The organism is Kribbella caucasensis (genome assembly GCF_004361855.1).
In the GTDB taxonomy this organism is placed as follows: Bacteria; Actinomycetota; Actinomycetes; order Propionibacteriales; family Kribbellaceae; genus Kribbella; species Kribbella caucasensis.
In genome coordinates this window covers 1-12480 of record NZ_SNWQ01000009.1, presented here as the reverse complement: position 1 = coordinate 12480, position 12480 = coordinate 1, and the positions used below count along the sequence as shown (strand labels likewise).

The window sequence follows — 12480 nt, the reverse complement described above, 5'->3', positions numbered from 1 at the left end:
CCGGCCGTCATCGCCGTGACGGACGCTGACGTCGACTGGGTGCGGCGGTGCTGCTCCGGACGACCAGGGAGGTCTCGACCACGGTCTCGCGGGGTCGCTCCTCCCGCTTCTCGATTCGGCGTACGGCGGCCTCGACAGCGGAGACGCCCATGAGTTCGGGATCTTGTCGCACGCTGGTCAGGTCCACCGAGGACAACCGCGCGATCGGCGCGTCGTCGAAGCCGGCGACCGACACATCTTCGGGAACGCGTACTCCGATGCGGATCAGGGTGTGCAGAAGGCCAACGGCGGTGTCGTCGTTGGGCGCGATCACGGCGGTCGGCAGCCGACGCCGTGCGAGGAGGGTTCGTCCGGCAGCGGTTCCCACTTCGTCGAAGTAGCTGGCCTCGGTGTAGTCGCCCGGCACGGACACGATGTCGCTCTGCAGGTCCAGGCGCTTGACCGCACGCTCGTAACCCCGGCGGCGCAGGCTGCCGGGCGGCATCGACGCGGGATCGACGTACGCGATCTGCCGGTGCCCGAGCTCCACGAGGTACTCGACGAGCTCCTCGATCCCCTTGTCGCCGGACGACCGTACGACGTCGTAGAACTGGTTGCGCCGGCCGTAGCCGACGTCGACCAGCGGTACGAGACTTCGCTCGGCAACCGCCTTGAGTCCGGCGTGCTTGAGGTCGGAGCCAATGACGATGAGCGCAGCGCAGCGGTGGCCCAGCAGCTCCTCGACCGCCTGCTCGGTACTCCGAGTCGCCGTCTCGGCGCTGAGCACGACGTCGTACCCTCGGGCCGCGGCCGCCGGGTAGATGGCTTCGACGATCTCGGGCTCGGTGGAGTGGGCCGGGGCGAAGATCACGCCGAGATCCTTGCTGCGCGCTCGGCGCAGCGACCTGGCACCGCCGTGTGGACTGAAGCCGAGCTCTCGGGCAGCCTCGCGCACTCGGCGGCGGGTCTCGTCGCTGGCCCCGGGCTGGTCGCGCAGGACGATCGAGACGAGCTGACGTGAGACGCCGAGATGAGCCGCGACGTCGGCCATTGTCGGCGGACGAGGCGTCTCGGCCGCGTCGCTGCTCATCGGTCCTCCTTCGCTCGCCACCACTGTAGGAGGTTAATCCTTCACAACCACCGAACCTGCCGCGCCTTGCCGTCCTCGTAGCCGGTGCGACCGGCCAGCACCTCGGGTACGCCGGTTTCCCACCAGGCGCCGGCCTCGGTCCAGGACGACGGGTGCGTGTGACAGACGACGACAGCGGGGCGGTTGGTGGTCCGGGCTGCCTGCCGAGCTCGTTGGTAGGCCGCGCGGAAGGCGTCGGTGCCTTCCGTGACGTGTTCGACTGTGCAGCCGAGGGCTTTCGTGTGGCCGGCGAAGTCGACGCGGAGGCCGTCGGCCCCCGGTCCACGGGAATCGGTCAGCAGGTTGTTGAACCCGGCGGCGCCTTGGTTGGTTTGCAGGCGGTGGATGACGGCGTACCCGCCGTTGTCGCACAGTACGGCGACGTACGGGTGGCCGGAGAAGGCGGCGGAGTAGAGCTCCGAGTTGAGCATCAGGTAGGAGCCGTCGCCGAAGAGCGCGGTGACGAGGCCGTCGGGATGGGTCGTCGCGCGAGCCATGGCCGCACCCCAGGGCGCGACGACCTCGTACCCCATGCAGGAGAAGCCGTATTCGAGGTCCATGGTGGCGCCGGAGGTGGTGCCGGGCTTGACGTCGCCGGTGCGCCAGCCACCGTGGATTTCGCCGGGCATGCCGCCGGAAGCGGTGAGGACGTAGTCGTCCGGGCCTGGCATCGTTCACGGCGCCAACGACCTGCGCGTAGGTGAGGGGTCCGCCGCCGGTACGCAACTGGTCGATCTGGGCGTCCCAGGTCGCCTTCTCTTCGGCTGCCCGTGCCATCCAGGCGGTCGGCGCGGTCCAGCCGGCGAGGTTCGCGGTGAGCTCGTCGAGGGTTTCGCGGGCGTCGCCGACCACCGCCCGGGCGGCGTGCTTGACCGCATCGAAGCGAGCGGTGTTCACGGTGATGATCCGCGCGTCCGCGGCGAAGCCGGTCCACGACGACGTGGTGAAGTCCTGTAGACGTGTGCCGACGGCGAGTACGACGTCTGCCGCCACGGCGAGGTTGTTGGCGCTGGTGGAGCCGATGATGCCGAGCGCCCCGCCGTACAGATGGTGGTCATGTGGCACCAGGGTGCGCCCGGCCACGGTCTCCACGACCGGCAGGTGGTGCGCTTCGGCGAAAGCGAGCGCTTCGCGGGCAGCGCCGGAATAGCGCGCGCCTCCGCCGAGAACGAGCAGCGGTCGCTGTGCGGTTCGCAGTACGGCGGCCGCGGATGCGAGCGCGTCGCGGTCCGGGCGAGGCCGGTCCACGACGTGAAGCCGGTGCTGGAACATCGCGATCGGGAAGTCGTACTCCTCGGCCTGCACGTCTTGCGGCAGCGCCAGGACGACGGGACCCGCGTCAGCCGGATCGGTGAGGACGCGGGCGACCTGAGGCAAGGTGGTCACGAGCTGCTCAGGGCGGGTGATCCGGTCGAAGTACCTCGACACCGGGCGGAACGCGTCGTTGACCGTGGTGGTCGGGTCGCCGAAGTGCTCGACCTGCTGCAGGACGGGATCCGGTGCGCGGCTTGTGAAGGTGTCGCCTGGCAGTAGCAATATCGGCAAGCGATTCGCGTGGGCGACTCCTGCGGCCGTGACCATGTTGAGCGCGCCAGGTCCGACGGAGGAGGTTGCCGCCATGACCTGCCGGCGGTCGGTTGCGCGCGCGTAGGCAACCGCCGCCAGAGCCATGCCCTGCTCGTTCTGGCCACGCCAGGTCGGAAGCTCGTCCTGGACGTCGTACAGAGCGGTGCCCAGGCCGAGGACGTTGCCGTGCCCGAAGATGCCGAAGACCCCTGCAAACAAAGGTACTTCGGTCCCGTCGAGGAGCTCCGAGCGCTGCGCGATCATCCACCGAACCAGCGCCTGCGCCGTCGTCAGGCGAAGCGCGCTCATGCCGCCGCCTCCGCTGCACTGAGGATCTTCGCGGCCGCGTCCACTGCCGCTCGTACGTCGCCGTCCGGCGGGTACAGCAGCGCCCGCCCGACCACGAGCCCACGCACCACAGGCTGGTTCAGAGCGGCGCCCCAGGATTCAAGGTCCTTGGCGGGGTCCAGGCTCGGTACCCCGCCGAGCACGACGCAGGGCAGCGTGGTCGCACCGAACACCGTGACCGGGTCGTCGCAGGACGGCATCTTCAACCAGGTGTGAGCGCTGGTGCTGCCGAGCGCGCTGCCGACAGCGATCGCACGGGCCAGGGCGGGCGCATCCTTGCGCAACCGCAGTGTGCCGTCGTCGTCGCGGTGATACGGCAGCGGCTCGATCATTGCCATCAGCCCGCAGACGGCCAGTTCGGACACCGCCTGCGCGCACGCTTCGATGGTGCCCGCGGTCGACGGATCCGTGTCGTCGATCCGCAGCAGCATCTTCCCGCCCTGCAAACCGCAGTCCGCGATGCCGGCCGCGTCGTACCCGGTGAACCGGTCGTCCATCGTCCAGGTAGCACCGTCGAGACCGCCGCGATTCATCGACCCGATCACTACCTTGCCCTCGAGCGCTCCGAGCAACAGCAGCTCCTCGACGATGTCCGGGCTGCCCAGCACTCCATCGACATCGGGATGTTCGAGCGCCTCGACCAGCCGCGCCAGCAGCGAGCGCCGATCGGCCATTGCCATCGTGTTCGCACCAGCCGCCAACGCACCGCGGGCGGGATGATCCGCGGCCACCAAGAACAATGTCCCGCGCGGGCTGAGTACTCGCTCCGGCTGGGTCCGGGTCGCGTAGGCCCGCTTCACTGCGTACGGATCGGTCGCGCGAGTGCGCAGCAGCCGGCGCCACCGGTCCGCGTCGAGCAGAGGACCTGTCACGCTCTCACTCCTTGGGATGCGAGCAGAGCATCAAGCTCAGCCGCGGCGGGCATGGCGTCGGCACAAGCAAGACGAGATGCGACCAGTGCGCCGGCCGCATTGGCGTATTCGGCGATCCGGGTCGCCGGCCATCCGGCCAGGAGACCATGTACGAGTGCTCCACCGAACGCGTCGCCCGCGCCGAGTCCGCACACCACCTCGACCCGATGCGGCGGCACGACGGACCGCTCGTCGGGAGTGGCGACCAGCACGCCGCGAGCACCCAGCTTCACCATCGCCAGCTCCACGCCGCGATCCAGCAGCCGATCGGCGGCCAGTTCGGGGGCAGCGGTTCCGGTGGCGATCTCGACCTCCGCACGGTTGCCGACGACAACAGTCACCAGATCGAGCATCGGGTCGTACTCGGGTCGGGCCTGCTCGGGAGAAGACCAGAACATGGGACGCCAGTCGAGGTCGAGCACCGTCCACCGTCGCCGGCCGCGGTGCTCGAGCATTGCCAGCTGTGTGCTGCGGGCAGGCTCGACACTGACGCCGGTACCGGTGACCCACAACACCGGAACCTCCCGTACCAGGTCCCAGGGCACGTCGTCCGACGTGAGGGTCAGGTCCGGAGCAACCGGCCGTCGATAGAACAACAGCGGCGGGTCCTCGGGAGGGTTCAACTCGCAGAACACGACCGGTGTCAGCAGTTCGGGCGAAGTTCCGACGTACGACGGGTCGACACCGAACTCGCTCAGCGCCTCGCGCACGTAGTCGCCGAACCCGTCCGCCCCCACTTTCGTGAGTACGGCGGTACGGCGTCCCAGCCGGGCGGCGCCGACAGCGACGTTGGTCGCCGTGCCGCCCAGGTACCGGCCGAACGATGTCACGTCCTTCAGCGGACCCGCCTGCTGCGGATACAGGTCGACCCCGACCCGGCCGACCGTCAGCAGACCAAGATCTGTCATCACTGTTTGTCACCAGGACCCGACGTACTTGTCGACGGTTTCGCGCATGTACGTGGCGGATTCGCGGGCGCGGTCCTCCCAGGCGAACACACACGACGTCATGATCGTCTCCTCACGATCACCGAACCCCAGCTCACCCAGCGTGCCGAAGAAGGTGTCCCAGTCGACCTCCCCCTGACCGATGTCGAGGTGCTGGTGGATCCGGGCCGTCGATCCCGGTGGGTTGACGATGTAGCGCAGGCCGGACGAGGCGCGGTGGTCGAACGAGTCCGCCAGATGGACCTGTGTCAGCAGCGGCCCGGCGTACCTCATGATCTCGGCCATGTTCCCGCCCATGTGGAAGGTGTGCGGGGCGCAGTACAGGAACGACACCGAAGGTGAGTTGATGCCGCGGATCATGTCGATCGCGGTCAGGCCGCCCTCGACGAAGTCGTCCGGGTGCGGCTCCAGACGCAGTTGCACGCCCTCGCGCTCGAAGACCGGCAAGAGGTCTTCCATCGACTTCCAGAACATCGCCTCGCTCCGGCTCGCCTGCTCGGGGCGGCCGTTGAACTCCGAGTTCATCACCCGGCAGTCCAGGTCCACGGTGAGCTGGATCGCGCGTTTTCCAATAGCGCACCGCGGCCTGGCGTTCGTCTTCATCGGGCCCCGACCAGCGGTACAACGGCAGGTGCGAGGCAACTTGCACGCCGGCGGCGTCCAAGGCCTTCTTGAACTCCTTCACCGTGTCGTCGCCGGCCCGGGCGTGCAGGAAGAACGGCGTGAAATCCTCCCGCGGCGACAACTCGATGTACTGATAGCCGAGATCGGCCACCAGCGCCGGGAGCTCGAGGAGCGGGGTACTGCGGAACATGTAGGGATCGAGAGCAATCTTCATGTGTCAGCTCGCTGTCGGGAAGTAGAAGCTGGAGTCGACCGGGTGCTCGACGTGCGGCCAGCGGGAGGTGACTGCCTTCGCACGGGTGTAGAACGCCACACCTTCGGGGCCGTGGATGTGGGACTGACCCAACAGCGAGTCCTTCCAGCCGCCGAAGGAGTAATAGGCCATCGGCACCGGGACGGGAACGTTGATGCCGATCATCCCCACCTTCACGCCCCGCATGAACCGGCGCGCCGCCTCGCCGCTGCCGGTGAAGATCGCGGTCCCGTTGCCGTAGGGGTTGGCGTTGATCAGATCGATCGCCGCGTCCACACTGTCGGACCGCAGGACGGACAGCACCGGGCCGAACACCTCCTCGCGGTAGACGTCCATGTCCGGCGTGACCTGATCCACCACGGTCGGACCGACGAAGAACCCGTTCTCGTGGCCAGGGACAACCAGGCCGCGGCCGTCCGTGGTGATCTTCCCGCCCTGGGCCTCCCCGGCATCGATCAGGCCGACGATCCGGTCCCGCGCCTCGGGCGTGACCACGGGCCCCATCTCGCTGCGTTCGTCCCGGCCCGCGCCCACCACGACATCGCGCGCCTTCGAATTGACCGCCTCGACCAGCGCATCGCCGGCCGCACCGACGGCCACGGCGGCAGAGATCGCCATGCAGCGCTCACCGGCCGACCCGAACGCCGCCGCCACCAGGTGACCCGACGCGAAGTCCAGGTCGGCGTCCGGCAGGACGATCGCGTGATTCTTCGCGCCGCCAAGTGCCTGTACCCGTTTCCCGGCCGCCGTACCGCGTTGATGGATGTACCTCGCAATGGGCGTGGAGCCGACGAAAGAGATCGCGGCGACATCCGCGTGGTCCAGCAACGCGTCGACGGACTCCCTGTCTCCGTGCACCACGTTGAACACCCCGTCGGGAAGTCCGGCCTCGGCCCACAGTTCCGCGATCAGCACTGCTGCCGAGGGGTCGCGTTCACTGGGTTTGAGCACGAAGCTGTTGCCGCAGGCAATCGCCACCGGATGCATCCACATCGGCACCATCACCGGGAAGTTGAACGGCGTGATCCCCGCACACACCCCGATCGGCTCGCGGAACGAGAACGCGTCGACGCCTCGCGAGACCTGATCCGAGTAGTCGCCCTTCAACAGTTGCGGGATACCGCACGCGAACTCCACGACCTCCAGCCCGCGCTGCACCTCACCGGCTGCATCCGACACGACCTTGCCGTGCTCGTCGCTGACGATCTCCGCCAACTCGCGCACCCGCGCGTTCACCAGCTCGCGGAACGCGAACAACACCTTCGTCCGCTGTGACAGCGACGACTGCGACCACGAGTCGAACGCCCGCTTCGCCGCCTGTACGGCGGTATCCACATCTGCCGCCGAGGCCAGCACGACCTCCGCCTGCTGTTCACCCGTCGCCGGATTCCACACCCGTCCACGCCGGGACGAGGCACCACTCGTCGACGCTCCACCAATCCAATGCTCGATCGTTCTCACGGTGAGCCTCCATTCAGTTTCGGTAGAGCGCCGGCTTGTCGCCGAGGACGATCGGTACACGCTCAGAGGTGGCAAGGGAACGCACGCCCGCATCGCAGACCACGGTGGCCGCGTACCCGTCCCACGAGGACGGTCCTACTGGTTCCGAGCCGGACGCGATCGTGTCGATCCACTCCTGGAACTCGGTATCGAAGGCCACCGCGAAGCGTTCCCGCCAGTCGGCTGGAACACCGCCGGAGCGCAGGCCCGCGTGCCGGAGGTCGACCTGGTTGCGGTCGGCGAGCGCGACCGCGCCTGACTCCCCCACGACCTCACCCCGGATGTCGTAGCCGTAGCGGATGTTGACGCTGGTCTCTACGTTGACGAGCACGCCGCTCTCGGTCTCGACGACCATCAGCAGCGGGTCCTTGAGACCGCCACCGAGGCTGTTCTGCTTCGCCGGCAGGACCCGGATCGCGCCCAGTTCTTCGCCGAGCAACCAGCGAGCCACATCGAAGTCGTGGACGGCGGTGTCCACGACGGCCATCTCGCTGGTGTACGTGCTCGGTACGTCGGGATTGCGGTGCGCCGAGTAGTACATCAGCGGAGCGCCAATCACGCCGGAGTCGATCACGGCCTTCAGTTGCCGATACGCAGCGTCGTACCGGCGCATGAAACCGACCTGCACGAAACGGCAGCCGGCGGAGACTTCCGCGGCGATGATGCGCCTGCAGGCCTCTGCCGTGGTGGCCAGTGGCTTCTCGCAGAACACGGGCTTGCCCGACGCGATGGCAGCGAGCACGAACTCTTCGTGCGTGGGCCCCCAGGAGGTGACCAGCACCGCGTCGACCTGACCGGAGCCGATCAGATCGTGACCGTCGCCGAACACCTCGGTATCCGGCAGGTCCTGCGCGACCTGCTTGGCCAGGTCGAGGTTGGCGTCGGTAACCGCCGCGATCTCCGCTCCCGACAGCACCTGGGTGATCCGGCGGATGTGATCAGTGCCGATCATCCCGGTGCCGATGACTCCGATACGAAGCGCCATGGGTGTCCCCTCTCAGTAGGGCCAGCGACGGACCGGGCCGAGACCGCAGCCGACGTAATAGCCGGCGGTCCGCGCGCCGATCGGCAGCGGAATATGCTGCTCCACCGGGTACAGGTCCTGTTCGATGACGCAGAAGATGTCGCGGTCCAGTTCGCCGAGCGCCTCGAGCAACGGCGGCATGTCGGGTTCGCCGTACGGCGGCTCACACATCACGCCGAGCTTCACCGCCTCGGACAACGCCAGGTTCTCGGTCACCGCACGTGCCCGGATCGCCGGATCCACCGACTTCAGGTGGACGTAGGTGATCCGCTCGGGGAAGCGCCTGATGATCTGCAGGTTGTCGCCTTCGCAGTACGCGATGTGGCCCGTGTCGAGGCAGAGGTTCACCAACTCCGGGTCGGTGTCTTCGAGGAAACGCTCGATGCGCTGCTGGGTGTCGACCTGGGTGTCCACGTGCGGGTGGAACACGAGCTTCACGCCGTACAACTCGTACAAGTACCTCGCCAGCTCGTCGGTCCCGGTGACCAGGTTCTTCCATTGCTCCGGGTTGATATCGGCAGCCTGCGTCGCCTCGCCGGTGTGCATGTCGGTGTACTGCTCCGGAAGGTGCACCAAGTACTCCGCACCGAGCGCTGACAGCAACTCGGCTTCCCGGCCGAACGCCGCCTTTGCCTTCTGCAGCGCACCTTGTCCCTCATGCAGCCCGGCGAAGACCGTGCCACCGCACGCCGAGAGTCCGCGCCTGGCGAGTTCGTCCTTGAGTTGTTCGGGATCCTGCGGCAGGAAGCCCTGTGGGCCGAGCTCGGTATTGACGTAGCCGACAGCTGCGATCTCGTCGAGGTACACGTCCCAGGTCACCTGGTGCGGATCGTCGGCGAACCACACGCCCCAGGAATCGGGCGCGGTACCGAGACGAAGCTTGGAAAGGTTGGTCACGTCAATCATGGAACTAGCACGTGCTAGTGAATGTCAAGACTTCGCCGTCACACTTACTAGCACGTGCTAAATCAACTTGCCGTTCGATCTTGACGCCACCTTTGTTCGGACCTACTGTCCCGATTCAAACGTGAAGTCTGGCACGTGCTAGTGCGTCGCCAGTCCACGATCCGCGGGGGCAGAACCGTACGGAAGGTTGACCCATGACTCAAGCAACCGGCGCACCGGGGGCGCAGCACTCGGCCCTACCCGCCGACCTACCAGGCCCACACTCCCGACGGCTGGGGCTCATCGCCGTCGTCGCGACCTTCGGCGGCTTGCTGTTCGGCTACGACACCGGTGTCATCAACGGCGCCCTCGCACCGATGAAGGAGGACCTCGGCCTCACCGCGTTCACCGAGGGCTTCGTTGTCAGCATCCTGATCTTCGGCGCCGCCATCGGTGCACTCGTCGGAGGCCGGCTCTCCGACCGCTACGGCCGCCGGCACAACATCTTGATGCTCGCGGCGATCTTCGCAGTGGGCACGATCGGATGCGTACTCTCACCGTCCTGGCAGATCCTCGCGCTGTTCCGGTTCGTCCTCGGTCTCGCCGTCGGCGGCGCCTCGGCCACAGTCCCCGTGTACTTGGCCGAAGTCTCGCCGTACGAACGACGGGGCAGTCTGGTCACCCGCAACGAGGTGATGATCGTGTCGGGCCAGTTCGCGGCGTTCGTGATCAACGCGATCATCTTCCAGCTCTGGGGCGAGCACGAGTCGGTCTGGCGGTTCATGCTGCTGGTCGCCGTCGCGCCGGCGATCCTGCTGTTCGTCGGCATGCTGCGGATGCCGGAGAGCCCACGGTGGCTGTCCTCCCAGGGCCGCGATCCCGAGGCGCTCGCCGTACTCCGGCAGGTTCGGTCACCACAGCGCGCGGAGGCCGAGATGGCCGAAGTACAGGCGCTCGCCGAGGAGGAGAAGCTGGCGCAGACCGGCGGCTGGGCCGACCTCGCGGTGCCGTGGGTCCGCCGGCTGCTGCTGGTCGGGATCGGACTCGGCGTCTTCCAGCAGTTCACCGGGATCAACTCGATCATGTACTACGGCAGCCAACTACTCGAGGAGGCCGGCTTCTCCGCAGATGCCGCGATCCTCGGGAACACCTTGTTCGGTCTGGCCAGTGTCGTAGGCATCTCGGTCGGCATCCTGGTGATGAACAAGGTCAACCGCCGCACGATGCTGCTCGGCGGATTCGGACTTACCACCAGCTTCCACCTTCTAGTCGGACTGGCTGCGCTGTTGATGCCGGACAACTCGGTCAAGCCCTACGCGCTGCTGGTGTTCGCGGTCCTGTTCGTGTTCTCGATGCAGGGCACCATCGGGCCCCTGGTCTGGCTACTGCTGGCCGAGATCTTCCCACTGAAGATCCGCAGCTTCGCCATGGGAGTGTGCGTCTTCTGTCTCTGGATGGCCAATGCCGGCGTCGCCTTCGGGTTCCCGCCCGTCGTCTCCTCCATCGGTATCGCGCCCACCTTCTTCATCTTCGCCGGCCTCGGCATCCTCGCCCTCGTCTTCATCGCCACCTCGGTCCCGGAGACCCGCGGCGTCACCCTCGAGCAGTTCGAGGACTCCTTCAAGACCACCCACGCCTAGAGAGGCACACGCCATGACCGTGATGGTCGCCGTACCCGACAGCCCTGAAGGCGTCGCCGCACTCGCAGCCGGCGCGGCCGAAGCCGAACTCCTAGGCACCGACCTCGTCGCAGTCAACCTCGCCCTCAACCCACTCGACACCTCGACGATCCCGGCCACGATCAAAGTCACCGTCCTGGAACGACACGGCAAGTCCGACCGCGACCCCGCCGACGCCGTCCTCGCCGACATCGAGGAACACCGCGCCCAGCGCCTCGTCATCGGCATCAAACGCCGCTCCCCCGTCGGCAAAGCCCTCCTCGGCAGCATCAGCCAACGCCTCCTACTGGAGTCCCCCATCCCCGTACTGGCAGTAAAAATCAACGAAGCCCGCGCCTGACACCAGCCCTCGAGCCAGACCGGCGGTCGCGCCCAGGCCCCGGTCCGGCCCGAGGCCTTCGGTTGCAACACTCAGCGCGGATGAGAGCGCGGCGCCTTGTGTTGGCGCGAGCCGTTGCGACACTCAGAAGCGGGCCGGGTGTGCGGCCCACCCGAGATGTGGGTCCGCATCTCGGACCTCGTTATGCGAGCGGGCAGCGCGCAAAGATCGGACCTCTAACTGCCCGGAGCCGTGCGGCCAAGCTGGTCACGGCTCCAGTTCCCACAGAGCCAGACTGCAAATTTGCCGCCAGCCTGCCTGCAAATTTGCCGCTCACGGTGAATCGTCAACAGTTGTGCCGATCATCCGTCCTCGAGCACTCCCCGCCGGGCTGCCATAGCGAGCCAGCCGACCAACGACGGCGCAGCCGAGCTCAGGACTAGTTCGATTCCGAGAGCCGACCGCACAGTCCTGGCAGAGCCGTTTACTCACGTCTTGACGCACCTCCTGCTGGCCTTGGCCGGGCGACGCAGACTGAGGCTTGGCCAAGACTGTGGGGTTGACAGCGGGATGTTGCCAACCGTCCAAGCCTTCCGCGGCCTTCAGCCGACGGATCGCCTTCCGCTCCGCGGGCCGCGCAACCGCTGGCCGGGCCGCATCGCGCCCGACAGGTACCGGACGCCACGTAGTCAAGCCCTTGCCTCTGTCGGGGGCAAGCCTACGTCCCTACAATCCTCACCGGGGGGTGTTGCCAATGATGGTGAAACAATCCGGATCAACCGGATCGGATCCAGCAGTTGCAGCAATGCTGGCCAAGACAAGAATGAAGGAGACCACCAAGAGAATTGCCGCGATATGCGGCACCGTGGCCGCGATCTGCGGCGTGGTGTTCGGTGTATACAAGGGGACCTCGCGCAGCAGCGCCGACGCTGGAGGGACGACTGTCAGCGCGGGGACAACTGTTACAACCACCGTGACAGCTGCGCCGACGACCGAGTCCAGTCCGCCGGCGGAGCGAACGATAACAGCTCCTGAGGAGAACGCGAAGGTGCCCTTGTGTACCCTCGTCACCGGAGTTGTAAGCAAATTGCCAGCAGACAAAGCGCTAGTTGTGGCCGTTCGAGATGATGAGGATCCGCGCATCTACTTTGAGGAGGATGTGAAACTCAGCGCGAATGGCCAGTGGCGCGCTCAGGTCAGCCTCGGCGATATTGAGCACCCGTAACTGGTCAGGTTGTTGAAAGTGTGGGCAGCCAGGGTCGGCCCTCGGCGAGCATGACGAGGGTGTCGAAGAAGTGCTTGCCGTGTTTGGCGGC

The 12480-nt window shown here is 67.0% G+C and carries 11 protein-coding genes and 2 pseudogenes; 3 read left to right on the top strand and 10 right to left on the bottom strand.

Annotated features, from left to right (window positions below):
• Positions 1 to 7: 7 nt before the first annotated feature.
• The 10 genes and pseudogenes from EV643_RS19415 to EV643_RS19380 form a co-directional block, all read right to left on the bottom strand.
• Complete coding sequence (locus tag EV643_RS19415) at positions 8 to 1069, bottom strand: LacI family DNA-binding transcriptional regulator (RefSeq protein ID WP_202869634.1); 1062 nt, start codon at positions 1067 to 1069, stop codon at positions 8 to 10.
• A gap of 41 nt (positions 1070 to 1110) precedes the next feature.
• Positions 1111 to 1779, bottom strand: a complete 669-nt coding sequence (locus EV643_RS44915; protein ID WP_202869633.1) for a thiamine pyrophosphate-dependent enzyme — start codon at positions 1777 to 1779, stop codon at positions 1111 to 1113.
• A 205-nt stretch (positions 1780 to 1984) separates the two neighbouring features.
• A pseudogene (locus EV643_RS46935) lies at positions 1985 to 2938 on the bottom strand (thiamine pyrophosphate-binding protein); the annotation flags it as partial.
• A gap of 41 nt (positions 2939 to 2979) precedes the next feature.
• Entirely contained in the window at positions 2980 to 3894 is a 915-nt protein-coding gene (locus EV643_RS19405; protein ID WP_133801517.1) for a Cgl0159 family (beta/alpha)8-fold protein, read from the bottom strand.
• Positions 3891 to 4841 carry a 5-dehydro-2-deoxygluconokinase gene (gene iolC, locus EV643_RS19400; protein ID WP_133801516.1) on the bottom strand — a complete coding sequence of 317 codons (951 nt, stop codon included), beginning with the start codon at positions 4839 to 4841 and terminating at the stop codon, positions 3891 to 3893. The genes EV643_RS19405 and iolC overlap by 4 nt, the downstream gene beginning before the upstream one ends.
• Positions 4842 to 4850: 9 nt before the next feature.
• The gene (locus EV643_RS19395) at positions 4851 to 5483 is read right to left on the bottom strand and encodes a sugar phosphate isomerase/epimerase family protein (protein ID WP_238165677.1); all 633 of its coding nucleotides are present in this window, start codon (positions 5481 to 5483) and stop codon (positions 4851 to 4853) included.
• A 31-nt stretch (positions 5484 to 5514) separates the two neighbouring features.
• A pseudogene (locus EV643_RS46930) lies at positions 5515 to 5694 on the bottom strand (sugar phosphate isomerase/epimerase); the annotation flags it as partial.
• A 27-nt stretch (positions 5695 to 5721) separates the two neighbouring features.
• Positions 5722 to 7218, bottom strand: coding sequence for a CoA-acylating methylmalonate-semialdehyde dehydrogenase (locus EV643_RS19390; protein WP_133801515.1), 1497 nt, complete (start codon positions 7216 to 7218; stop codon positions 5722 to 5724).
• A gap of 13 nt (positions 7219 to 7231) precedes the next feature.
• Entirely contained in the window at positions 7232 to 8242 is a 1011-nt protein-coding gene (locus tag EV643_RS19385) for a Gfo/Idh/MocA family oxidoreductase (RefSeq protein ID WP_133801514.1), read from the bottom strand.
• Between the two features lie 12 nt (positions 8243 to 8254).
• Complete coding sequence (locus tag EV643_RS19380; protein WP_238165676.1) at positions 8255 to 9178, bottom strand: TIM barrel protein; 924 nt, start codon at positions 9176 to 9178, stop codon at positions 8255 to 8257.
• Positions 9179 to 9381: 203 nt separating this feature from the next.
• Here EV643_RS19380 and EV643_RS19375 point away from each other — a divergent pair, with 203 nt between their 5' ends.
• The 3 genes from EV643_RS19375 (at position 9382) to EV643_RS19365 (ending at position 12389) form a co-directional block, all read left to right on the top strand.
• Positions 9382 to 10806 (top strand): sugar porter family MFS transporter, encoded by a 1425-nt coding sequence (locus EV643_RS19375; RefSeq protein ID WP_133801512.1) that lies wholly within the window; start codon positions 9382 to 9384, stop codon positions 10804 to 10806.
• Positions 10807 to 10819: 13 nt separating this feature from the next.
• Positions 10820 to 11185, top strand: coding sequence for a universal stress protein (locus tag EV643_RS19370; RefSeq protein WP_133801511.1), 366 nt, complete (start codon positions 10820 to 10822; stop codon positions 11183 to 11185).
• A gap of 733 nt (positions 11186 to 11918) precedes the next feature.
• A complete protein-coding gene (locus tag EV643_RS19365) occupies positions 11919 to 12389 on the top strand; it encodes a hypothetical protein (RefSeq protein WP_133801510.1) in 471 nt (156 codons plus the stop codon).
• The last annotated feature ends 91 nt before the right edge of the window (positions 12390 to 12480 follow it).

What these genes read in the sequence shown, in the direction of transcription:
- EV643_RS19415 (WP_202869634.1), bottom strand. Translation starts at nt 1,069, where the DNA reads ATGAGCAGCGACGCGGCCGAGACGCCTCGTCCGCCGACAATGGCCGAC.
- EV643_RS44915 (WP_202869633.1), bottom strand. Translation starts at nt 1,779, where the DNA reads ATGCCAGGCCCGGACGACTACGTCCTCACCGCTTCCGGCGGCATGCCC.
- iolC (WP_133801516.1), bottom strand. Translation starts at nt 4,841, where the DNA reads ATGACAGATCTTGGTCTGCTGACGGTCGGCCGGGTCGGGGTCGACCTG.
- EV643_RS19395 (WP_238165677.1), bottom strand. Translation starts at nt 5,483, where the DNA reads ATGAAGACGAACGCCAGGCCGCGGTGCGCTATTGGAAAACGCGCGATC.
- EV643_RS19385 (WP_133801514.1), bottom strand. Translation starts at nt 8,242, where the DNA reads ATGGCGCTTCGTATCGGAGTCATCGGCACCGGGATGATCGGCACTGAT.
- EV643_RS19375 (WP_133801512.1), top strand. Translation starts at nt 9,382, where the DNA reads ATGACTCAAGCAACCGGCGCACCGGGGGCGCAGCACTCGGCCCTACCC.
- EV643_RS19370 (WP_133801511.1), top strand. Translation starts at nt 10,820, where the DNA reads ATGACCGTGATGGTCGCCGTACCCGACAGCCCTGAAGGCGTCGCCGCA.
- EV643_RS19365 (WP_133801510.1), top strand. Translation starts at nt 11,919, where the DNA reads ATGATGGTGAAACAATCCGGATCAACCGGATCGGATCCAGCAGTTGCA.